Below are 19,383 nucleotides of genomic sequence, written 5' to 3'. Positions count from 1 at the left end.
AAGCCACAGTTATCTTGATGTGGACATTATGCATTGTAATAGCCCATTAACATGCGCTAAGAGCATAAATTAATATACAGTAACAAGCATTACGAGGTGCTAATGTTTGGAAAGCAGCCTCTTCCAACTACAATAATAAGTTAACTATCCTCCACCCACAAATAATTACAAATGACCCCTTTCCGCTATAACTCCGATCTCACCAGCGGCTCGCTACAAACCCGAGAGTGTCGCATTATTACTGGCTTGTTACTCCAAGAGCTTGATGAAGCTGCCTGGGATAAAGCCATGTATAAGGAAAATGTGCTTCAGAAACGCACGCAATCTACGGTAAGACGTATTTCTTCAGCGCTTAGAAAACGCCTAGAACACCTAAGCTCTGACTTTTGGGCTTTTGCGTTTTTATGTTAGGCATTGTCTGGCAACTGGAGGAAGTGTAATGACCATGAATGGTCACTGTGATTGACAGTATCTTGCTTAAACTTATCTGAACAATGGTAGAACTGGCTCATATTTATCCCCTCTATGATTGTTTATCTTTTTCACCATAAAAAGTATCAGGGGCTACTCAGGGCTACATAAAGATATTTATCTACTTTTACTGATTGATAAGTAGCATCAGTCCATCCGCAGGACTGGTGGTGCCGGCAAAATGCTGACCCAACACATGCGTATAGATTTGCGTGGTCTTAACATCGTTATGCCCTAAGAGTTCTTGCACAGTGCGAATATCACGCCCCGCTTGTAATAGATGCGTAGCAAACGAGTGACGAAATGTATGACAAGTGACACGCTTGCTAACGATGCCTGCTTTTTGTACGGCTGCCTTCAATGCCTTTCGCGCAACGGAGTCATGCAGATGATGGCGGCATAATTTGCCGTTATACGGGTGGTTGCAGAGCGTGCTGGAGGGAAAGACAAACATCCACGCCGCTTGTCGATAAGCAGAAGGGTATTTGTGATCTAAAGCAAAAGGCAGCGATGGCCCTACGCCTTGTAAGTTGTCGTCTTGCTGAATAAGCCGCGCTTGCTCAATGAGTTATTTTATTGCTGGGATTAGGCGCGTGGGCAGTAGGCTGTTTCTGCTTTTCCCACCCTTACCGTCATGCACAGTGATGCAGCCATTATCAAAATCAAAATCTTTAACCCGCAAACGCAAGCATTCATTAATGCGCAAACCTGCACCATACAGCAGCGTAAAAATAACTTGGTTGCGAGTATCCATAACCTGCAAAATGCGTTGCACTTCATTTGCAGAGATAACAGAGGGTAGCCGTCTAGGCTTGCTTGCAGGGATATAATCAATATCGCCCAACGGCTGTTGTAAAAACCTGTTGTACAAAAAAGCTAGGGCATTTAAAGCGATTTTCTGCGTGTTTATGGCTACATGTCTGCTGTTTGCTAAGCTGGATAAAAACAGCCTGACCTCTTCACTGCCCATGGTCTGAGGATGACGTTTTTTGTGAAACAGAATAAAACGCTTAATCCAGTGCAGGTAAGTTTTTTCAGTTTTCAGCGCATAACCTTTTTGTCGCATATCCGTGCGTATAGAATTTAAAAATGGACTGTTAGACATAAAACGCTCCTTGTCTTGCAACTGTCTGCCTATACAGCCTATTCTAGCTGGGATTTAAAAAAGTGCCTGTTTTTTACGCCTAGAGATGCTTGTTTACCGGTAGAGTTTTAATTTAATGCTAAATAAATTAAAATGTTATGAGTTCTTTGGGTGAGATAATGTGCATCGTGCAAGCAGGATAGACGGCATGCACGATTTGTAATAACAGAGTGTCTTGTATTTTTAAAGAAAGTCTATTTAATACAAGTGATTATATTAATTAACGGTAAGCATCAGCGGGTGACAAAACGAGCATGCTTACTAATAAAATGTTAGAAAAGGGTAAATATGAAAAAATTATTTGTTTTATGTGTCTTTGTCTTTTGTAGTATTACTGTCGCAGGTGAGACTTTGCCTAATTTGAGAGTTGAAAAGCTTGAAGAAGGTGTTTATGTTCATACATCGTATGAAGAAGTTAAAGGTTGGGGTGTTGTTACTAAACACGGTTTGGTGGTTCTCATAGGCGCTGACGCCTATCTGATTGATACTCCATTTACTGCTAAAGATACTGAAAAGTTAGTCAATTGGTTTGTGGAGCGCGGCTATAAAATAAAAGGCACTGTTTCCTCACATTTCCATAGCGACAGTACGGGGGGAATAGAGTGGCTTAACTCTCAGTCTATCCCCACGTATGCGTCTGAATTAACGAATGAACTTCTGAAAAAAGACGGTAAGGTTCAAGCCAAAAACTCATTTGACGGGGTTAGTTATTGGCTGGCGAAAGATAAAATAGAAGTGTTTTATCCTGGCCCTGGCCACACTCAAGACAACGTAGTAGTTTGGCTGCCTGAAAAGGAAATATTATTTGGCGGTTGCTTTGTTAAGCCTCACGGCCTTGGTAATTTGGGTGACGCAAATTTAGAGGCTTGGCCAGAGTCCGCCAAAATATTGATGGAAAAATATGGTAAAGCAAAGCTGGTTGTTTCAGGTCATAGCGAAACCGGAGACGCGACACACTTGAAGCGTACCTGGGAGCAGGCTGTTAAAGGACTTAAAGAAAGTAAAAAGACATTGCAGCCAAGCAACTAAATTTCTAACAAAAGCAGTCAAGGCGACGCCAAAAAAACGGCGCGCTTGCTGCTGGCGTTGTGCTGACGAAAAAAAACAAAAATCTGCGTATACCTTTCCTCATAATCTGTGGCTTCAATAAAAGGATATTTCTATGCTTCAACTGAAAATGATCGAACTCTTCAAGGAAGGTTGTCATGAGGATGCACGAATAATCGCGGCATTGATGTTCGGCTCATTTGCTATCGGAGAGGGTGACGAGTTCTCTGATATCGAATTCGCAGTGTTCATCCAGGATGACCATTTTGAAAATTTCGATCAGCGCTCGTGGCTTAATGCCGTAAGTCCGGTTGCTGCTTACTTTCCGGACGACTTCGGCCACCACACCGCACTTTTTGAAAACGGCATTCGCGGTGAATTCCATTTCATGCGAAAATCGGACATACCGGTCATTTCCACTTGGCAAGGCTATGGGTGGTTTCCCTCGCTTGAGGCGGCTGTTTTGTTGGACCGATCAGGAGAGTTGTCAAGGTACGCAAGCGCTCTCGTGGGCGGTCCCCCGATACGTGAAGGCGCGCCGCTGGTGGAAGGGCTTGTGTTGAACCTCATCAGCCTGATGCTCTTTGGGGCCAATCTTTTAAATCGGGGAGAGTACGCTCGCGCCTGGGCTTTGCTCAGCAAAGCACATGAAAACCTACTCAAGCTGGTTCGACTCCACGAAGGGGCAACAGACCACTGGCCGACACCTTCACGCGCGCTCGAAAAGGATATCTCGGAGGACTCGTATAATCGCTATCTGGCATGCACAAGCAGTGCAGAACCAAGAGCACTATGTGCAGCCTATCATCAAACGTGGACGTGGAGTCTCGAATTGTTCAAGAGCGTGACAGAACCTCTGAATATCGAGCTTCCGAGAACTGTAATTGCGCAGGCAAAAAGGTTGCTCAATGAGTCTGCGACGCCGCACAATCGGGTAGCCGAGGGTTTCTAGCCCTCAGCCCCCACAACACCCTGCATGCGGCTCCGCACAGGGCGTTTCATCAAGAATGATGAAGCTTAATCCAACCATCGCGCAATGCGTACAGACCCTGAGATTTTAAGTAAGCATTTGATAATGCCTGATTAATTCCCGGAGTTTTAGAGCTACGCCATGGGCCTTTGCTGGTGATACCGCATGCAACTGCAGCTTGCACATGAACGCCCAACCGCATTAAGTTTCTTACTTTAGTGCGCGGCTTGCGCCACTGTCGCCAATAGGCCATTCGCACTCTGCGCCGGATCCAATGATCCAGTTCAACGCAGTGCTGATAGCCACTGGCAATACCAAAGTAGTTTATCCAGCCGCGTAAATATTGGCTGATCTTAAATAGCTGGTATTTCATTGACACGCCCCAGTTGCGATTCGTGAGTTTGCGAACATTCTGCTTAAATTTCAGCAGCGTTTTCGGATGCCAATGAATGCGATTCGCCTTGAACGTAAAGCCCAAGAACTGGCTTTCATTGGTTTTAACCACACGACTTTTGTCAGTGTTGACCACTAACTTCAAACGGCTTTGCAAGTACTGACTGATACTGCGCAGCACTCGTTCTCCAGCTCGCTGGCTCTTCACTAGAATCGTGAAATCATCCGCGTAGCGGGCAAACTTATGACCGCGTTTTTCAAGTTCTTTATCCAAAGAGTCGAGCATGATATTCGCCAGTAACGGCGACAATGGCCCACCTTGCGGTACACCCACTCGACTCTCACCTTTGAACTGATTATCGATAAACCCAGCTCTCAGGTAACGTTTAATCAGTCTAAGCAGACGTTTGTCTTTCACCTTGTCGCCAAGGCGCGTCATCAGTAGATCGTGATTAACTCGGTCAAAGAACTTCGACAGATCAACATCCACCGCGAAGCGGCGTCCTTCCTTGATGATGCTCTGTACCTGCTTAACCGCTTGCTGCCCATTACGACCTGGACGGAATCCAAAACTGTGTTCAGAAAACTCAGGATCGAAAATAGGTGTTAATACTTGGGTAATGGCTTGTTGGATTACACGATCAGTAACGGTTGGAATACCCAGCTGACGAGTGCCGCCATCTGGTTTAGCTATTTCAACACGCCTTACCGGTGAGGGTTGATAACAGCCTGTTACCAGTTGTTGTTTCAATGCTTTCCAGTTGCCGGATCTTACCCAAGCGGGGAATTCATCGATGGTCATGCCATCGATGCCAGCGGCCCCTTTATTGGCTCGAACGCGTTTCCATGCCGCAGAGAGGTTATCTTCCTGCAGCACGTGCTCGAATAGATCGTTGCTAAAGGCTGGCTTCATATCGCTACGCTGAGTCACGTCATCGCCGGACGGCGTTCGTGTGTTCAAGTGTGACAAGGCTCCTCCTTTGTTCTTAATGTTCAGGCCTTCACCGTGTCCCAACCATTACGATGGGCGTTTGGCTACTATGCCGTCTGCTGACTTCTGCTTAATCACTCACAGAGTTGCCTCTGTTCGCGCTATCGGTTTGCATCTAATTCGCTCTCCAAGGTCGATACATTCCTTAGAGCCAAGGCACTTATTAACCAGAGCCTCACTGGTGGATTACCGATCGCTTGTTAAGCAGATCTCCCCAGATAAGAGCATGTACTGTCACTGCACTGCTGCATCATTTACGGTGGCCGTTAGATCACATGGCTTCGTTGTCTTGTGCCAACTCGCCTTCAGCCTACGCCTCATATGATGTTTTTGTTCATCAGCTCGCAGCTTTGCGTCCGGCTTCCTCCAGACAACTCCTCGCGGAGCCGCCCTTGCCATTCGCTAGTAGTTAACATCTAATAACGATCATAAATCGCTAAGGATGGTGACCTTCCTACAGAGGACTTTCACCTCATTAGTTCATGCCCATGCTGGGCGTACACAATTCGTTCAAGCCGACGCCGCTTCGCGGCGCGGCTTAACTCAAGCGTTAGAGAGCTGGGGAAGACTATGCGCGATCTGTTGAAGGTGGTTCTAAGCCTCGTACTTGCGATGGCATCGGGGCAGGCACTTGCTGACCTGCCAATTGTTTTAGTGGATGAAGCTCGTCTTCCCTATGACTACTCCCCATCCAACTACGACATTTCTCCAAGCAACTACGACAACTCCATAAGCAATTACGACAATAGTCCATCAAATTACGACAACTCTGAGAGCAACTACGATAATAGTTCATCCAATTACGACAATAGTCGCAACGGAAATCGTAGGCTTATATATAGCGCAAATGGGTCTCGCACTTTCGCCGGCTACTACGTCATTGCCAACAATGGGACAACGAACTTCTTTTCCACATCTGGCAAAAGGATGTTCTACACCCCAAAAGGGGGGCGCGGCGTCTATGGCGGCAAAGATGGGAGCTTCTGCGGGGCATTGGTCGTCATAAATGGCCAATTTTCGCTTGCCCTGACAGATAACGGCCTGAAGATCATGTATCTAAGCAACTAGCCTGCTCTCTAATAAAATGTTAGGCCTCAACATCTAGTCGCAAGCTGAGGGGAACCACTAGTGTCATACGAACCTCCAAGAGACGGTTACACAAACGGGTACATTGTTGATGTCATGTATGACAATCGCCCAAGTAAGTATCCAGCTGTGTTCAGAACGTACGTCCGAATTCCAGACTATGTCGAACTAGATAACGCGGAGGAGCTGGCCGACGCAATCATTCGAGAGGTTGAGTTAAAGGAGGCATGGCTCACAAGGGTCTTGGGGAACTCAGCCGATCCTGACGCTTCTGTGGGCAAGTGGGACCGGCGCCTAGCGCAGTGCGGTGGTATTGATGAGATGTCAAGTGGGGTGCAGGCAACATACTTCAGTCCAAACGGTCAGCTGGTCGGCTTAGTGGCATACATTGATGCCGAATGGATGGATGAATAGCTCTGACGTTACGATTCAGGTGAGACAACCAGATGGGCATTGCGTACAAGCTCAGTTGCCACCGATGTGGCTACGAGTCTGATCTTCTTTACCTAGGCCAAGGTATGGCGATGCTTCCTGAGCAAATAGTCGGAACGTGCACATGCTGCGACAATCTAACGACGATTTCTATAAATGAAAGCTACGGAGTATGCTCACTTTGTGGGGCTAAGGATCGTGTGATATTTACAAGCTATCAGCATGAGGCAAGGCCAAGAAATCCCTGCTATCTAGAGAGAAGTTTCAAATATCAATGCCCAAGATGCCATGCCTTCAGTATGGAGCCTCCGGATCTACCGGAGATGCTTTGGGACTAATGCTCCGCTTTGCCTCGGGTATCCGTTCGACCTATGTTTAAGAGGAAACGCACGTGTCTGCCGCCAAAGCTCTTGCCTATGCACTTTGTGACAAGTTGGAAAGCAAAAAAGTTGATGAAGTCGTACGAAATCTTGTTTCTAGCGGCTGGAATATTAGGGAAGTGGCCTGGGAAGCTTCGTCCTTTGATCATGAAATGCCCTACTTTGACACGGGGCGGGACTTCGATATTGGATTTCCTGACACGCTGTCATCCAAGATTGAGTTTTTGACCGCGAATGGATCAATCGTCCAAGCACGTGCTCGCCTGCACTTCAAGCAGGCTCTAATTTTTGCCAAGGCGTCCAAACATGTCGCCGCGCTCAAGAACTCATTGGATTACTACTATGGATCGTCTGTAATCCCCCCTCAAAACCACGGAGGCTATTTGTAGAAAATTCCATTAATATGAACTCAAGGTGTTCCCTACGGACGAATCAGCGATGAAGGTGGTGTACCTGGCTATCCAGGCGGCGACCAAGAAATGGACGATGCCGATCCGCAACTGGAAGCCGGCCATGAACCGTTTTATGATCGAATTTGGTGACCGTTTAAATGGCCACCTTTAACTGACCGGCAAAAGCACTTACACAAAAGGGTTTACAGGCTCTTTCAGTCATTCCTTTAATGCGTAAATTGCTCTCTAACCACTCTCTCAGCCCACCCTTCCATATCCTCTCTCGATACTTGCAGCTCCCCCAACCCCTTTGGATGATTCACCCCTCTATGCCCGTCTTGTCCATATAATTGATCAAACAAACTATTTGGCCAATTCAATGAGCTCTTCACCACTCCACGCCGTATCTTTTCAAAATCATTCCGCCATGTTTCGCTATCAACGCCACTCAACACTTTGGTAGAAAGCATTTTCACCCCATCCGATGCATCCACCTCTAGCAATACAAATTCACTGCCATTACGTTGCACCCCAACGGCTTTAATCACTCTTGGTGAGCCATCTTTACACAGATGTAATCGGCTACGCCCAACTTTTGGCAAAACCAAGGTTTCTTCAAAAAGCACCCGACATGCAAATTTAGTTTTTAGAATTGAAAGTAGCTCATCAAAAGCAGCAAATCGATTAGCAAAAATAGAGTTGTAATTGGTTGCATCCTGCTTCCCACCCACATCTGCCGCTGCTAGGACACCACCTAAGTGTGGCTCATCAGTACTAACCAAATTACTATTTTCACTTGTTGTTGCTTCTTCTTTTTCTAAAATAGTTTGGCTACTTTTTCTTGCCCTGCGAGATTTTTCAATTCGACTAGGTCTACTAAAACTTATCCATGTCGGCTCAGCCTCTATGACTCGTGTGTCTGTGTCTATATTGGCTGTTTCCTCATCGTCCAACTGTAGATGCTCATCATCAACAACTGACTCTGTTGAAACCGCTATGTGCTGCGTACTACCATCACCTGCCTCCTTTTCCTGAAAAGAGGCATGGCTAATAGCTGTTGTGCTAGGAAGCATAGCGTTGATTTCTAAACCTACTATTTCCTCAACTAAATAATCCTTATCCTCGTTAGAAGAACGTCCTTTTACATGTAATTTCCAACCCTGCATGGGCGGAGGGTCAAAGCTAAAGCACCAGCTTTCAACGCCGTTCTTAATTTCTCTATTTTGTTGATAGTGCCTAAAAATACTTTCATACGAATCCATAACATCTTGATCCGAAAACAACCAAACCAAAAGCTGCACTACGGCCGACTGCTCTAACGCCCCTTTAGGAAACGATGAACTGGGTAAGATCCTTATCTCTAAATGATCTCGCTCAACCTCATACTGAACGTCGAACTCTTGCTGTAAAGCGGTACTGCTCAAACAGCTTCGACAGAAATAGGAGTTAATTAAAAATAATGACCGAGCTAGCTCTAACTGTGGGATGTGATAACGAGTCTTGCTATATGGTGTTTCAGCTTCGTAAATAAATGAACTCTGCGCTCCATCCTTGTTGCGTACGGAAGCAAAGGACGAGAGATTAGGAAAATCGATTATTTTGGCTCGTTGAAGATCCGATGCTTCAAACTCAATCACACGATCCGCCTTATTTATTTGCTTTGTTGTACTGTTAACCACCTTAGCTCGACTTAATAAAGGCAAATGAGTAAATCGAGTCCATTTCCGTTCTTGCATTGGATTAAACCAAACAAAAATACGCCACTCCTTATGACCCGAGTTACGGAATAAATGACCAATATGTACAACCTGCACATTGTCATTAAATGTAGCTAGCCTAACCACTCACTCTTCCCCATAAACCATTTCCAAGAATCTTTGTGCTTCCTCAGTTATCCGCTCTTTAGATAACGTTGCACTTCTTAATAATCGCCAGCGCCTAAGCTCAACATCTTCCTGTTTAAGCTTAATAAAAGCTTGGCTAATCCGTCTAATTTGATAATCTTCCACACTCTCTGAGTAACGCTTTAAGCAAAGCGCTACCAAAGGCAGTTTCTGTAGATTTTTTGCAAGAGAGGTTCCGTTAGGAGTTTGCTTTAACAGCCAGCTCGATGTCGCTCTTGGGTGATCAAGGCTACTATCTAGACGCTTTATGATTCTTAATAGTTGTCGTACAGCAATTCGATCTCTTTGGTTCCAATCAACTCTAGGGGCGGGTGCCAGACGCTCTTGTTGATGCTGTTGATTCCAGTGAACTAGCCAATCCCTGTCATGTCGGTAAAGCCAAGCGTATAGCACCCCACCCTCTAAAGACTGTCTTGCCGCCTTAATTCCTTGGTATTTATGCACTAGTTGCTGCCAGTCTTTATGCTTAACAGATAAATCTTCAGAGTTAGGTTGCACAGACTGGCTAACAGGTCTTGTCGTTATAGAGTGCTCAGTAAGAGCACTTGCCTGCTGTAGCGCTTCTATAACCGTTAGTTTTGGCAATAAGGCTTGCCACACAATACTATGCTGTAAATAACTAAAGGCTTTTCTATGCTTACGGAATATACTTTTCAGCCAACACGTGTCCTTGTTCTCTGCCAACTTTAAATCCAGTTTCTCTAGTGCCTCATCACTAAAAGTCTGCCTCACTCTCTCCGCCACCAAGTCATGACGAATGTGCTTGCTTTTGGTTAGCCCTAGATCCTGCGCTAAGCGCTGATAAAACAGCGTCCACTGCTCAAGGCTTGGGGAAAGCTCTTGCGCTCGTGGAGCATCTAACAGAGGGGCTATATAAGCAGCTAGTGCTGTTAATTGAGATAGGGAGTCTTTGGGGTAGTCTGAAAGCAGCTCAGTATGACCCAAAGCCCAAAATTGATGTCGGTGATCATCTACAGCTCTATCAAAGAAGACTAAAGCACCGTGTTTTGGACAATATGGCAAAGCGGGCAAATACCAATCTCGTTGCCAAAAGGCTTCCCCATACCTATTTAGCTGAAGAGCAACGCAATCAGGGCAGTATCTAAAGCGGTTATCGCTCTTAACTCTAGAAGCAGCGACTCCTAGCATTAAATGCACCGCACCTTGCGCTTGGTACTCCATTAACCGAATAGCTTCGTCTCGGCGCTCCTTGCCTACAAACGGAGCATATAAAGGGAATAAGGTATGCTCATAAATAAGCTGCTGAACAGCGTAACGTCCTGTTTGATGTAGATGTCTTGCTATCACACCTAAATGCGAGGGCAGACCTAAGGTAGCGACCACCTTGCGGTTGCCATACACCTCATCCAACAGCTGCTTAGGACTAACAATCCCTTGATAAACGCCTGCCCGTGCAATAGTGCTATAAATCAGCTCATTCGAGTACGGAACAGGAAAGTTTCTCATGGCTAACCTGCTTGTTTAAATAAGCTCGCCATATCCACTATTACCCCTTTCCCTTTTAACCGTTCATGCATGGTTTTTTCAGGTTGGCGTTGTGAATAGATATAACGTAAATCCGTATCAGGCAAGCTATCCCAGTCGCTGGGCTTGACTACCTTTATAGCCGAAACCTTTTTACTCTTGGAGGGCTTTTCTAGTTCTGACACTACCGTTTCGCCTTCCATCAACCACTGCAAAACAAGAGGCAGTAACTTTTGTCTTGTCATCGTTGGATTCTGGCTAAACGCTTTTTTAATAGTGGGAATTAACAGGCTTGAATCGTAATCCTCTTTCAGCATCAGATATAAATGACGCTGATCTTCGGTATCTAACTCTTGAAGGGCTTTTTCTTCTGGTGTTTGTTCTTGTATCGCTGCGATATCTAGCTGAAGTTGGATTAACCGTTTATCAATCTCGGGAACGACTAGATCAGAATAACGAGCAATGCGTTCTGGGATACCCGAGCGTAATGCCTCTAGCATGGGGTGCACAGGCTTTAACTCATCTTGATACACTTGCCGCAATAAACCAGCGGTAATACGCTCATTGCCTAAAGCTAGCGCACGGAGCTGAGCGAGTACAAAAAGTTTTACTACAATGTCCATCACTCCTTGGCTTAGCTCATACCACACATCACGGACCTCATCCGATAACAGCGCATCTTTGCGTTGTAAAAGCTGTAATTGCCAAAGATTATCCGTAAAAGCGATCCACTCTTGATTGGGCTTTCCACGTTGCGTTTGTTGTATAGGATCCCAGAATATAGCTCCAAACCCTGCCCCTCTACGTGCAGACCGCAAATCAGCCTCAAAAATCTCTCGTGCTTTAGGGGTACCAATCAACATCACTGGTACGCCAATAATATTCACCATCGTCACAAAAAAGTTCAGCATCTCTTGAGATCCACCCGAACGAGAGCGGCTTAAATGCTGAATTTCATCAATAACCAACAACCCTAAAGCATGTGCATTGGCTATTTGCGACATCAAAGCCAACATGGTTTCTATACCATGACGTTTTAAGCCATAACGACGCTCATAGTTCGAGCCCAAGGCTCGATCCAACGCTCTGAAAAAATTCAAGCAGATTTCTTTTAGCGAACCATTATGCGAGCAGTCTATTTTCAAATACACCACCTGCTCTACATTGAGTTCACGATGGTAAATCACCTGAGGATACGTGGCTAGAATACGATGAAGAGAGGTCGTCTTCCCACTACCAGAACAACCAATTAACAATAAGCTTTGTGCCGTAGATCGTGCCTCCTCAAAGCGAAATGTCTCCAACTCTCCCGTTTGAACACGCTCATAACCATTTTGTAAATGCTTTTGTAAATCTCCTGTTTTAGGATTTCTGCCTACGTAGCCACCTCGAATCATGACCGAAATACGCTCACTTAGTAGCAAATGCGTACCTAATGGCTGAAAATAGTCATCTGGAATACGACAAATGGTATGAGCTCTGATAACACGGGACTTTTGCAAGTCAGAGGAAGTAAGCTGTAAAGAGGATTTCAGTGATGCAGCACTATTCACTGACTCTTGTAATGGTGGTAAGGCCTCGATAAAAGGATTATCACGATAAGCCTCTACCCCCGTATCACGATAAACTGCTTGAATCCGGGTAGCACTCATGACTCATCCTTTTCTGGTGGATCCTGAAATAATTCAGGCACGTATGTGGGTAGGCTGTAATCTTCTTGATCATCCGCTTCCACTGCGTTGAAAGGAATAACTTTAGCCTCATCACCTGAAGAGCTTGGCTTCAAATGCTCCGCACGTTTTTTACGCTCCGAGGTCACGGCTTCTTTTTTATTAGTTTTAATCTGCTTAATGCGTGTTGATTTGGGCTCAGTAGTACTGGGCGTTAACTTATTCGCTTTCTGAATGGTTTGCTGAATAAACGCCTCAAGCTCCCTGCGTTTAGTTAACTCATCCTGCTTCGCATTGGCTTTATTGTGTTTTTCTTGTGCTTGTATATCCCAAACCTCCCAAAATGAGAGACCTTTAAACTGCCGACTACGTTCCGTCAGATTACAGCGCCAAAATACACGGCTGCCAACTTGCGGAAACAAATAAATCGTATCAACCAGCACTGGGTCATAAGCCGCTTCTAAATGTTGAGGTCTAGCTATATCAGTGCTCCGCTGCAACCAACCCTCACGCAGAATCTCTGACCCCGAGTAATACAAACCCCACAAATTAACGCCAAATGAAGAAATAGAGACCTTTCGGCGAGGCAGTAACGCTACTCGCAACTGCTCTTGCTCCACAGCCCTTAAACTACCTGTACGATGCTGCATACCCCATTGCCATAGCTGGACAGGAATAGACGGTAAATCTGTAGGAAAATCAGCATCTCGATCGTATTTATCCATCACCAGATGGTTATTTCTGAATAAGATCGTACGCAAAATAATTTGTGTGAACTCAAATACCGACAGAGATGCATCTAACCTATAGTCTGTTTCACCATGGCTTTTGATCCGACTGCCCTCTACAATGCCAGGTGCAAAGGACTTAAACTCGGCTTGTAGTGTTCTAAAAGTGCTTTCCACTATGCCTTTAGCATCGCCACGTCTAGGTGGAGCACTTTCCACTCGCACATTAAAACTAGAAACTAAGGCTTCGACCTGATGACTCATTAATTCGCCACGGTCCGCTAGCAACACATCTGGCAAACCTACACACGGCCAGTCTGAGCTACTAATCTCAATATCATGCTGGGCACAAATGGCCGTTTTGTCAGAGCAAGCATTTACAAAAGCCTGCATCGCCACCACATAAGACGGATTTTCAAAGCCGATATAAAAGCCCGTGATCATCCGACTAAACACATCAATCACAATGTAAAGCGTTGGTCTTCCTATGATTTTTTGGCGATCATGATGATCCACTAAATAAATATCAGCAATCGTGGCATCAATCTCATAACGACTCCCAGGGCCTAACGCCTGAGAAGTGGCTGTACTACTTAAGGGTCGTACGTCTTTTTTATATACCCCTGCTTTAACTCTAGACTTTAAGCGCTGAGCTTTAGGGTATTCTCGATCATAAAAATAACGAAACTGACGTAGTGTTGGGTAATCCTCTTGGGGAATGCGAGGAAAATACTGAGCAAACAAGTCCACAAATCGTCTATAGGCAACGGTGGTCTTTGTACCTTTTTGATTTAACAGGTGCTTTTCTATGGTCAACCTAAAAAGGCGTTCAATCTCGGGCGTTACCTTGGTTCCTTCACCCTTACCATATTCTCTGGCTCGGCCAATCTTTGCTGTTCCTGTCGCTGAACGTCTTTCCCCTGGTGCACCGCTGTTTTTGTAGTCAGGAATTAATGCATTAGGCGTTTGACCACGCTGCCAGTAACGGCGTAACAACTTATAAACTGTAGCCTTAGTAACCTTATGTTCTTGGACCACATGCTCAACGAGTTCGCTTCTGACTTTAGGGTCGAAACGATCCTTACTATTAATAATAGGAAGAATTTTTCGATAATCCTCCTCGCGCTTCTGGAAGCTGACAGAATCTACAGACGGCTCTTCTAAATCAAGATGTACATAAGGGTCATCAGTTCTAACTAAGCGGCCTTCATCTAAATACTGCATTAGCAACAACTCAGCCCTAGCTTGTGGAACTCCTTTATCAGCGCTTATTTGCATCCAGACAACTTGGCCATCCTCTATAGCCAAAATGCGATACGGATCATTATCAAATAGCACAACCTCATTAATTTGCCACATAGCGCAACTCCTCCATATTCACTACTTGGCTAATACAGAGATCTGCACACTTATTTGCCCTGAAAGACTTATAAATATTGAACTTAATAAAACCATTTGCGGTTAAGGCTCGTATCTCACTCAATGTTTTGCCTAACTCCAAATCATAAGCAATATCAACCTGCTTACAGACATTGATAATGTTTTCATCTCCTTTTTCTTGCAGGATATGGGCCAATGGGGATAGTTGTGCTAAAAGCTCCGCAGAAACTTCTTCTGTTTTCACTGAATAAAGCCATTCAATATTTTCTTTTACTACGGGATTTATTTCTTTATCAGTAAAAATGAACCAAGGAATTTGCTTTTGCTGCCAATAGCGACGCTCTAGTTCTAGTTTTTCTAAGGTACGCTCGTCTTGTAAGGCTGCTGCAGGTTTGACTTGAATAGCAAACTGCTCAAAAGGACCATCTTTGCAGTCCACTAAAAAATCAGTAGACATAACCTGATCTACACCACGAATAACAGGATGCTTAATACCACTATCTATTGCAATCTGCCTGGTATCACTAGGTAATAAGGGGAACTGCTCGCGTATATCTAGCACGCTGCTCTCCCACTCAAGACTGAGAAAAACAGCAAGCTCTAAGTCAGATAGCAAATGATGGACTCGTCCCGTCTTATGAGAATAAATACGGTGGGAACGACCTGAAGAAGGAACTTCTTGTACTGTTAGCCATGGAATATAGTCTTTACCATGCCCTTGGCCACGCCCCTCTTTAATACGACGGGCAATTTGCACTTCAGAAAATGAAGAGTTTGCTTTAGCCATAACAAAAGTCCAGTATGCTTTTTCACAGCATAACTGGACTGATTTCAGTTTACAACTATTCTGTCTAGTTTAAGACTTTATTGTCATAGTTTAGATCTATTTTGTTCAGTTTAAGACTTTATTGTCCGCCCACAGGTTTATTCATATTATTTAAGAAGTTACTCAACCGTTACCGATTTAGCCAAATTACGTGGTTGGTCAACATCAGTACCTTTGATTAATGCAACATGGTAAGACAACAACTGTAGAGGCACTGTATAGAAAATTGGGGCAATCAGTTCTTCAACATGAGGTAGAGGAATAATTTTCATATTTTCACTTTCCTCAAAACCAGCATCTTGATCAGCAAATACGTATAGTAAGCCACCACGAGCGCGAACCTCTTCAATGTTAGATTTTAATTTTTCTAACAGTTCGTTGTTTGGCGCGATTATAATGACTGGCATATCCGCATCAATTAACGCTAGAGGGCCATGCTTCAATTCACCTGCCGCATACGCTTCAGCGTGAATATAAGAGATCTCTTTAAGTTTCAGCGCACCCTCAACCGCAATTGGGTATTGCTCACCACGACCAAGGAACAAAGCATGGTTTTTATCAGAAAAATCTTCCGCCAGCGCTTCAATCACTTTATCGTGAGATAACATACTTTCGATACGTGCAGGTAATGCATGCAGAGCATTAGCAATATCTTGCTCTAATGCAGGATCACCGCCTTTAATGCGTCCCATATATGCCACTAGCATCAGCAACACAGTTAACTGTGTAGTAAACGCTTTAGTTGAAGCAACACCAATCTCTGCACCTGCTTTAGTCATGAGTGCAAAGTCTGATTCACGAACCAATGAAGAACCTGATACGTTACACACCGCAAGAGACGTCAAATAACCTAATTCTTTAGATAAACGTAATGCCGCCAATGTATCAGCAGTTTCACCTGATTGTGAAAGTGTGATCATCAAGCTACCTTTACGATGGGCAGGTTTACGGTAGCGATATTCAGAAGCGATTTCCACATCACAAGGGATACCAGCTAGAGATTCAAACCAGTAACGAGCAACCATTCCAGCGTTGTAAGAGGTACCACAAGCAACAATTTGAATATGCTCAACTTGCGATAAAATTTCAGCCGCTTTAGGGCCTAATTCACTGAGATCGATACCATTACTTTGACTAAAACGCCCTTCTAGGGTGTTTTTAATTGCCATTGGTTGTTCATAGATCTCTTTTTGCATATAGTGACGGTAAACACCTTTATCACCTGCATCGTATTGAACGTTTGATTCAATTTGCTCACGTTCAACCGCTTCCCCTTGCTGATCAAATACACGTACTGTACGGCGTGTAACTTCAGCAATATCCCCTTCTTCAAGGTAAATAAAACGGCGAGTAACTGGCAATAAAGCAAGCTGATCTGATGCTAGGAAGTTTTCACCAACACCCAGACCTATCACTAATGGGCTTCCCGAACGGGCCGCCACTAATAATTCAGGAGTACGGCTATCCATGATCACGGTGCCGTAAGCACCACGTAATTGAGGAATAACACGCTGAACCACTTCAACTAAAGAGCCACCTTTTTGCTGCTCATGATGAACAAGGTGAGCAATCACTTCAGTATCTGTTTCAGAGCTAAACACATAACCAAGTTGTTTTAACTCATCTTTCAGTTCTAAGTAGTTTTCAATAATGCCGTTATGAACAACAGCAATATAACCAGAGGTATGAGGGTGAGCATTGCGCTCGCTTGGAACACCATGTGTAGCCCAACGAGTATGCGCGATCCCGGTTCCGCCTGATACTGGATTTTTCTCTGCTTCTTCCGCCAGCATTTGAACTTTACCAACTTCACGCAAACGTTGGAGATGGCCTTCATGGTCAACTACAGCCATACCCGCAGAGTCATAACCACGATACTCAAGGCGACGAAGGCCTTCTATTAGAATTTCTGCGATATCACGTTGTGCGACAGCACCTACAATTCCACACATATTAATTAATTCCTAAACAAAGGGCTCCTGCCCTTATGATGTCGCTACCTGATTGTTGTTGCAGCTTTGCTGCGCCCCGAGCCTTTGTAGAGAGTGGGGTTTATTATTTATATATTCATACCGCGTTCTAGCTACACCCTGAATTATTTCAAATATGGCTAGAACTAACGGAGGAGAAACATAGTCTCCCCCTAAAATTTTTTATTTTTTCTTCACTGGACGTTGCCAGTTTTTGATATGAACTTGCTTAACACGACTCACAACGAGTTCGCCTTCATTCACATCACGGGTTACCGTTGTACCAGCACCAATAGTTACACCATTAGCAATGGAAACAGGAGCAACTAATTGCGTATCTGAACCAACAAATACATCATCACCAATCACTGTTTTGTGTTTATTAGCGCCATCGTAGTTACAGGTAATCGTACCTGCACCAATATTCACGTTATCGCCAATTTGTGCATCACCGAGATAGCTTAAATGACCCGCTTTAGAACCTAAGCCTAACGAGGCATTCTTCATTTCAACAAAGTTGCCTACATGTGCTTTTGCTGCCAATTTAGCACCTGGACGTAAACGAGCAAAAGGACCAACAGTACATTCCGCCGATAATTCAGAGTTTTCTATCACCGAGTAAGGGCTAATTACTGAGTTATCGCCAATCACACAATCTTTAAGAATACAGCCTGACTGGATATGTACGTTATTGCCTAAAGTGACATGGCCTTCGATGATAACGTTAGTATCAATGATAATATCGCGCCCATGCGTTAAGGTACCGCGAATATCAAAACGTTCAGGGTCAATTAACATCACACCCGCAAGTAATAGCTTTTCTGCTTGTTCTTTTTGATAAATACGTTCAAGAGCAGCAAGTTGCAAACGGTTATTAACACCTTCCATTTCACTGAGGCGGCTAGGGTGAACGGTTTCGATTTTGTTACCTTCTTTATGCGCTAAAGCAATAATGTCAGTGATGTAATATTCACCTTGGGCATTATTATTATCAAGCTGCGCTAACCAACGTTTAAAATCTTTACCACTTGCAACCATGATCCCAGTATTGATTTCTTGGATCTGACGTTGTTCTTCAGTTGCATCTTTTTGTTCAACGATACCAACAACTTCACCATTTTCACGAATAATACGGCCATAGCCTGTTGGGTTATCTAAAATAACCGTTAATAAGCCAATACCACCTTCCGGCTTAGCATCAACAAGGCGTTGTAAGGTATCTTGAGCAATCAAAGGAACATCACCATAAAGCATGATGATATCTTCATCATCTTGGAAGTTTGGTGCTGCTTGTTGCATTGCATGGCCCGTACCTAATTGCTCAGCCTGCAATACCCAATTAAGGTTTTGCTCACCCAATTTTTCTTTCAGTAAATCACCACCATGACCATAAACAAGGTGGATGTCTGATGCCCCAACAGATTTAGCGGTATCAATAACATGCTGAACCATTGATTTTCCTGCCAATAAATGCAGGACTTTAGGCAATTCTGAATACATTCGAGTGCCTTTACCAGCAGCTAGAATGACGACACTTTTTCTTTGCACAGTCATAATTTCCTGAAACTCCAACTTTGGGATGAAAGTAAACCTATTTCCTACATAAAATACTACATATTTCGCACAAATAAAAAAGCCAGTCAGGGATTAACCGACTGGCTTTTCTTTATACTGCCGTCATTACATCAGCTTTTTAGTTAACTCGATCACTCGAAGTTTCGCTATTGCTTTCGCAAGCTCTGCCGATGCTTGAGCATAATCAACATCACCGTGAGCTTTACGGACATGTTCTTCCGCTTTGCGTTTAGATTCCAGCGCACGCGCTTCATCTAAATCTTTACCACGGATAGCTGTATCAGCCAGTACGATAACACCATTTGGTTGAACTTCTAAAATACCGCCGGAGAGATAAATTAGTTCTTCTTCACCAAACTGCTTAGTAATACGTACCATGCCCGGTTTTATGGCAGTCAGCAGAGGGGTATGCTGTGGGTAAATACCCAGTTCACCTTCACTGCCTGTCACCTGAACTTTTTGTACCAGACCGTCAAACATCTGTTTTTCAGCACTGACAACTTTCAGGTGGTATGTCATTGCAGCTACCATATCAACCT

15 protein-coding genes and 2 pseudogenes are annotated in these 19,383 nt (G+C 44.3%); 7 read left to right on the top strand and 10 right to left on the bottom strand.

Annotated features, from left to right (window positions below):
• The first annotated feature begins 171 nt into the window (after window positions 1-171).
• On the top strand, window positions 172-411 hold the full coding sequence (locus SC428_RS17410) for a BrxA family protein (RefSeq protein WP_001353740.1): 240 nt from the start codon (window positions 172-174) through the stop codon (window positions 409-411).
• 187 nt (window positions 412-598) lie between these two features.
• Here SC428_RS17410 and intI2 read toward each other — a convergent pair.
• A pseudogene (gene intI2 / locus SC428_RS17405) lies at window positions 599-1,576 on the bottom strand (class 2 integron integrase IntI2).
• 327 nt (window positions 1,577-1,903) lie between these two features.
• Here intI2 and SC428_RS17400 point away from each other — a divergent pair.
• Both SC428_RS17400 and lnu(F) read left to right on the top strand, forming a co-directional pair.
• Complete coding sequence (locus SC428_RS17400; protein ID WP_063860585.1) at window positions 1,904-2,644, top strand: subclass B1 metallo-beta-lactamase IMP-27; 741 nt, start codon at window positions 1,904-1,906, stop codon at window positions 2,642-2,644.
• A gap of 133 nt (window positions 2,645-2,777) precedes the next feature.
• Entirely contained in the window at window positions 2,778-3,614 is an 837-nt protein-coding gene (gene lnu(F), locus SC428_RS17395; protein WP_094962569.1) for a lincosamide nucleotidyltransferase Lnu(F), read from the top strand.
• 49 nt (window positions 3,615-3,663) lie between these two features.
• Here lnu(F) and ltrA read toward each other — a convergent pair whose 3' ends face one another.
• Complete coding sequence (ltrA, locus tag SC428_RS17390) at window positions 3,664-4,995, bottom strand: group II intron reverse transcriptase/maturase (RefSeq protein ID WP_094962570.1); 1,332 nt, start codon at window positions 4,993-4,995, stop codon at window positions 3,664-3,666.
• Between the two features lie 591 nt (window positions 4,996-5,586).
• On the opposite strand from ltrA, the gene SC428_RS17385 reads away from it, so the two are divergent.
• The 4 genes and pseudogenes from SC428_RS17385 to SC428_RS17370 form a co-directional block, all read left to right on the top strand.
• Entirely contained in the window at window positions 5,587-6,084 is a 498-nt protein-coding gene (locus SC428_RS17385; RefSeq protein WP_001444089.1) for a hypothetical protein, read from the top strand.
• A gap of 60 nt (window positions 6,085-6,144) precedes the next feature.
• A complete protein-coding gene (locus tag SC428_RS17380) occupies window positions 6,145-6,516 on the top strand; it encodes a hypothetical protein (RefSeq protein WP_000119696.1) in 372 nt (123 codons plus the stop codon).
• A 409-nt stretch (window positions 6,517-6,925) separates the two neighbouring features.
• Window positions 6,926-7,303, top strand: coding sequence for a hypothetical protein (locus SC428_RS17375; protein WP_001271300.1), 378 nt, complete (start codon window positions 6,926-6,928; stop codon window positions 7,301-7,303).
• Between the two features lie 22 nt (window positions 7,304-7,325).
• A pseudogene (locus SC428_RS17370) lies at window positions 7,326-7,478 on the top strand (IS256 family transposase); the annotation flags it as partial.
• Between the two features lie 55 nt (window positions 7,479-7,533).
• Here the strand turns inward: SC428_RS17370 and SC428_RS17365 are convergent.
• The 8 genes from SC428_RS17365 to SC428_RS17330 all read right to left on the bottom strand — a co-directional run bounded on the left by SC428_RS17365 (window position 7,534) and on the right by SC428_RS17330 (window position 19,375).
• Window positions 7,534-9,150 (bottom strand): Tn7-like element transposition protein TnsE, encoded by a 1,617-nt coding sequence (locus SC428_RS17365; protein WP_000251879.1) that lies wholly within the window; start codon window positions 9,148-9,150, stop codon window positions 7,534-7,536.
• Window positions 9,151-10,677, bottom strand: coding sequence for a TnsD family Tn7-like transposition protein (locus SC428_RS17360; protein ID WP_001243518.1), 1,527 nt, complete (start codon window positions 10,675-10,677; stop codon window positions 9,151-9,153). It abuts the gene before it with no gap.
• Window positions 10,678-10,679: 2 nt separating this feature from the next.
• On the bottom strand, window positions 10,680-12,347 hold the full coding sequence (locus SC428_RS17355; RefSeq protein ID WP_001276994.1) for an AAA family ATPase: 1,668 nt from the start codon (window positions 12,345-12,347) through the stop codon (window positions 10,680-10,682).
• Complete coding sequence (locus SC428_RS17350; RefSeq protein WP_000267723.1) at window positions 12,344-14,452, bottom strand: DDE-type integrase/transposase/recombinase; 2,109 nt, start codon at window positions 14,450-14,452, stop codon at window positions 12,344-12,346. Before SC428_RS17350 ends, SC428_RS17355 begins: the two co-directional genes overlap by 4 nt.
• Window positions 14,439-15,260 (bottom strand): TnsA endonuclease N-terminal domain-containing protein, encoded by an 822-nt coding sequence (locus tag SC428_RS17345; protein WP_001029679.1) that lies wholly within the window; start codon window positions 15,258-15,260, stop codon window positions 14,439-14,441. The genes SC428_RS17350 and SC428_RS17345 overlap by 14 nt, the downstream gene beginning before the upstream one ends.
• Window positions 15,261-15,418: 158 nt before the next feature.
• The gene (gene glmS / locus SC428_RS17340) at window positions 15,419-17,251 is read right to left on the bottom strand and encodes a glutamine--fructose-6-phosphate transaminase (isomerizing) (RefSeq protein WP_140187330.1); all 1,833 of its coding nucleotides are present in this window, start codon (window positions 17,249-17,251) and stop codon (window positions 15,419-15,421) included.
• A 201-nt stretch (window positions 17,252-17,452) separates the two neighbouring features.
• On the bottom strand, window positions 17,453-18,823 hold the full coding sequence (gene glmU, locus SC428_RS17335; RefSeq protein ID WP_070929813.1) for a bifunctional UDP-N-acetylglucosamine diphosphorylase/glucosamine-1-phosphate N-acetyltransferase GlmU: 1,371 nt from the start codon (window positions 18,821-18,823) through the stop codon (window positions 17,453-17,455).
• A 126-nt stretch (window positions 18,824-18,949) separates the two neighbouring features.
• Window positions 18,950-19,375 (bottom strand): F0F1 ATP synthase subunit epsilon, encoded by a 426-nt coding sequence (locus tag SC428_RS17330; RefSeq protein ID WP_070929812.1) that lies wholly within the window; start codon window positions 19,373-19,375, stop codon window positions 18,950-18,952.
• Window positions 19,376-19,383 lie beyond the last annotated feature (8 nt).

It is taken from the genome of Providencia sp. 2023EL-00965 (assembly GCF_033550225.1).
Lineage (GTDB): Bacteria > Pseudomonadota > Gammaproteobacteria > Enterobacterales > Enterobacteriaceae > Providencia > Providencia manganoxydans.
This window is presented reverse-complemented; position numbering and strand designations above follow the sequence as displayed.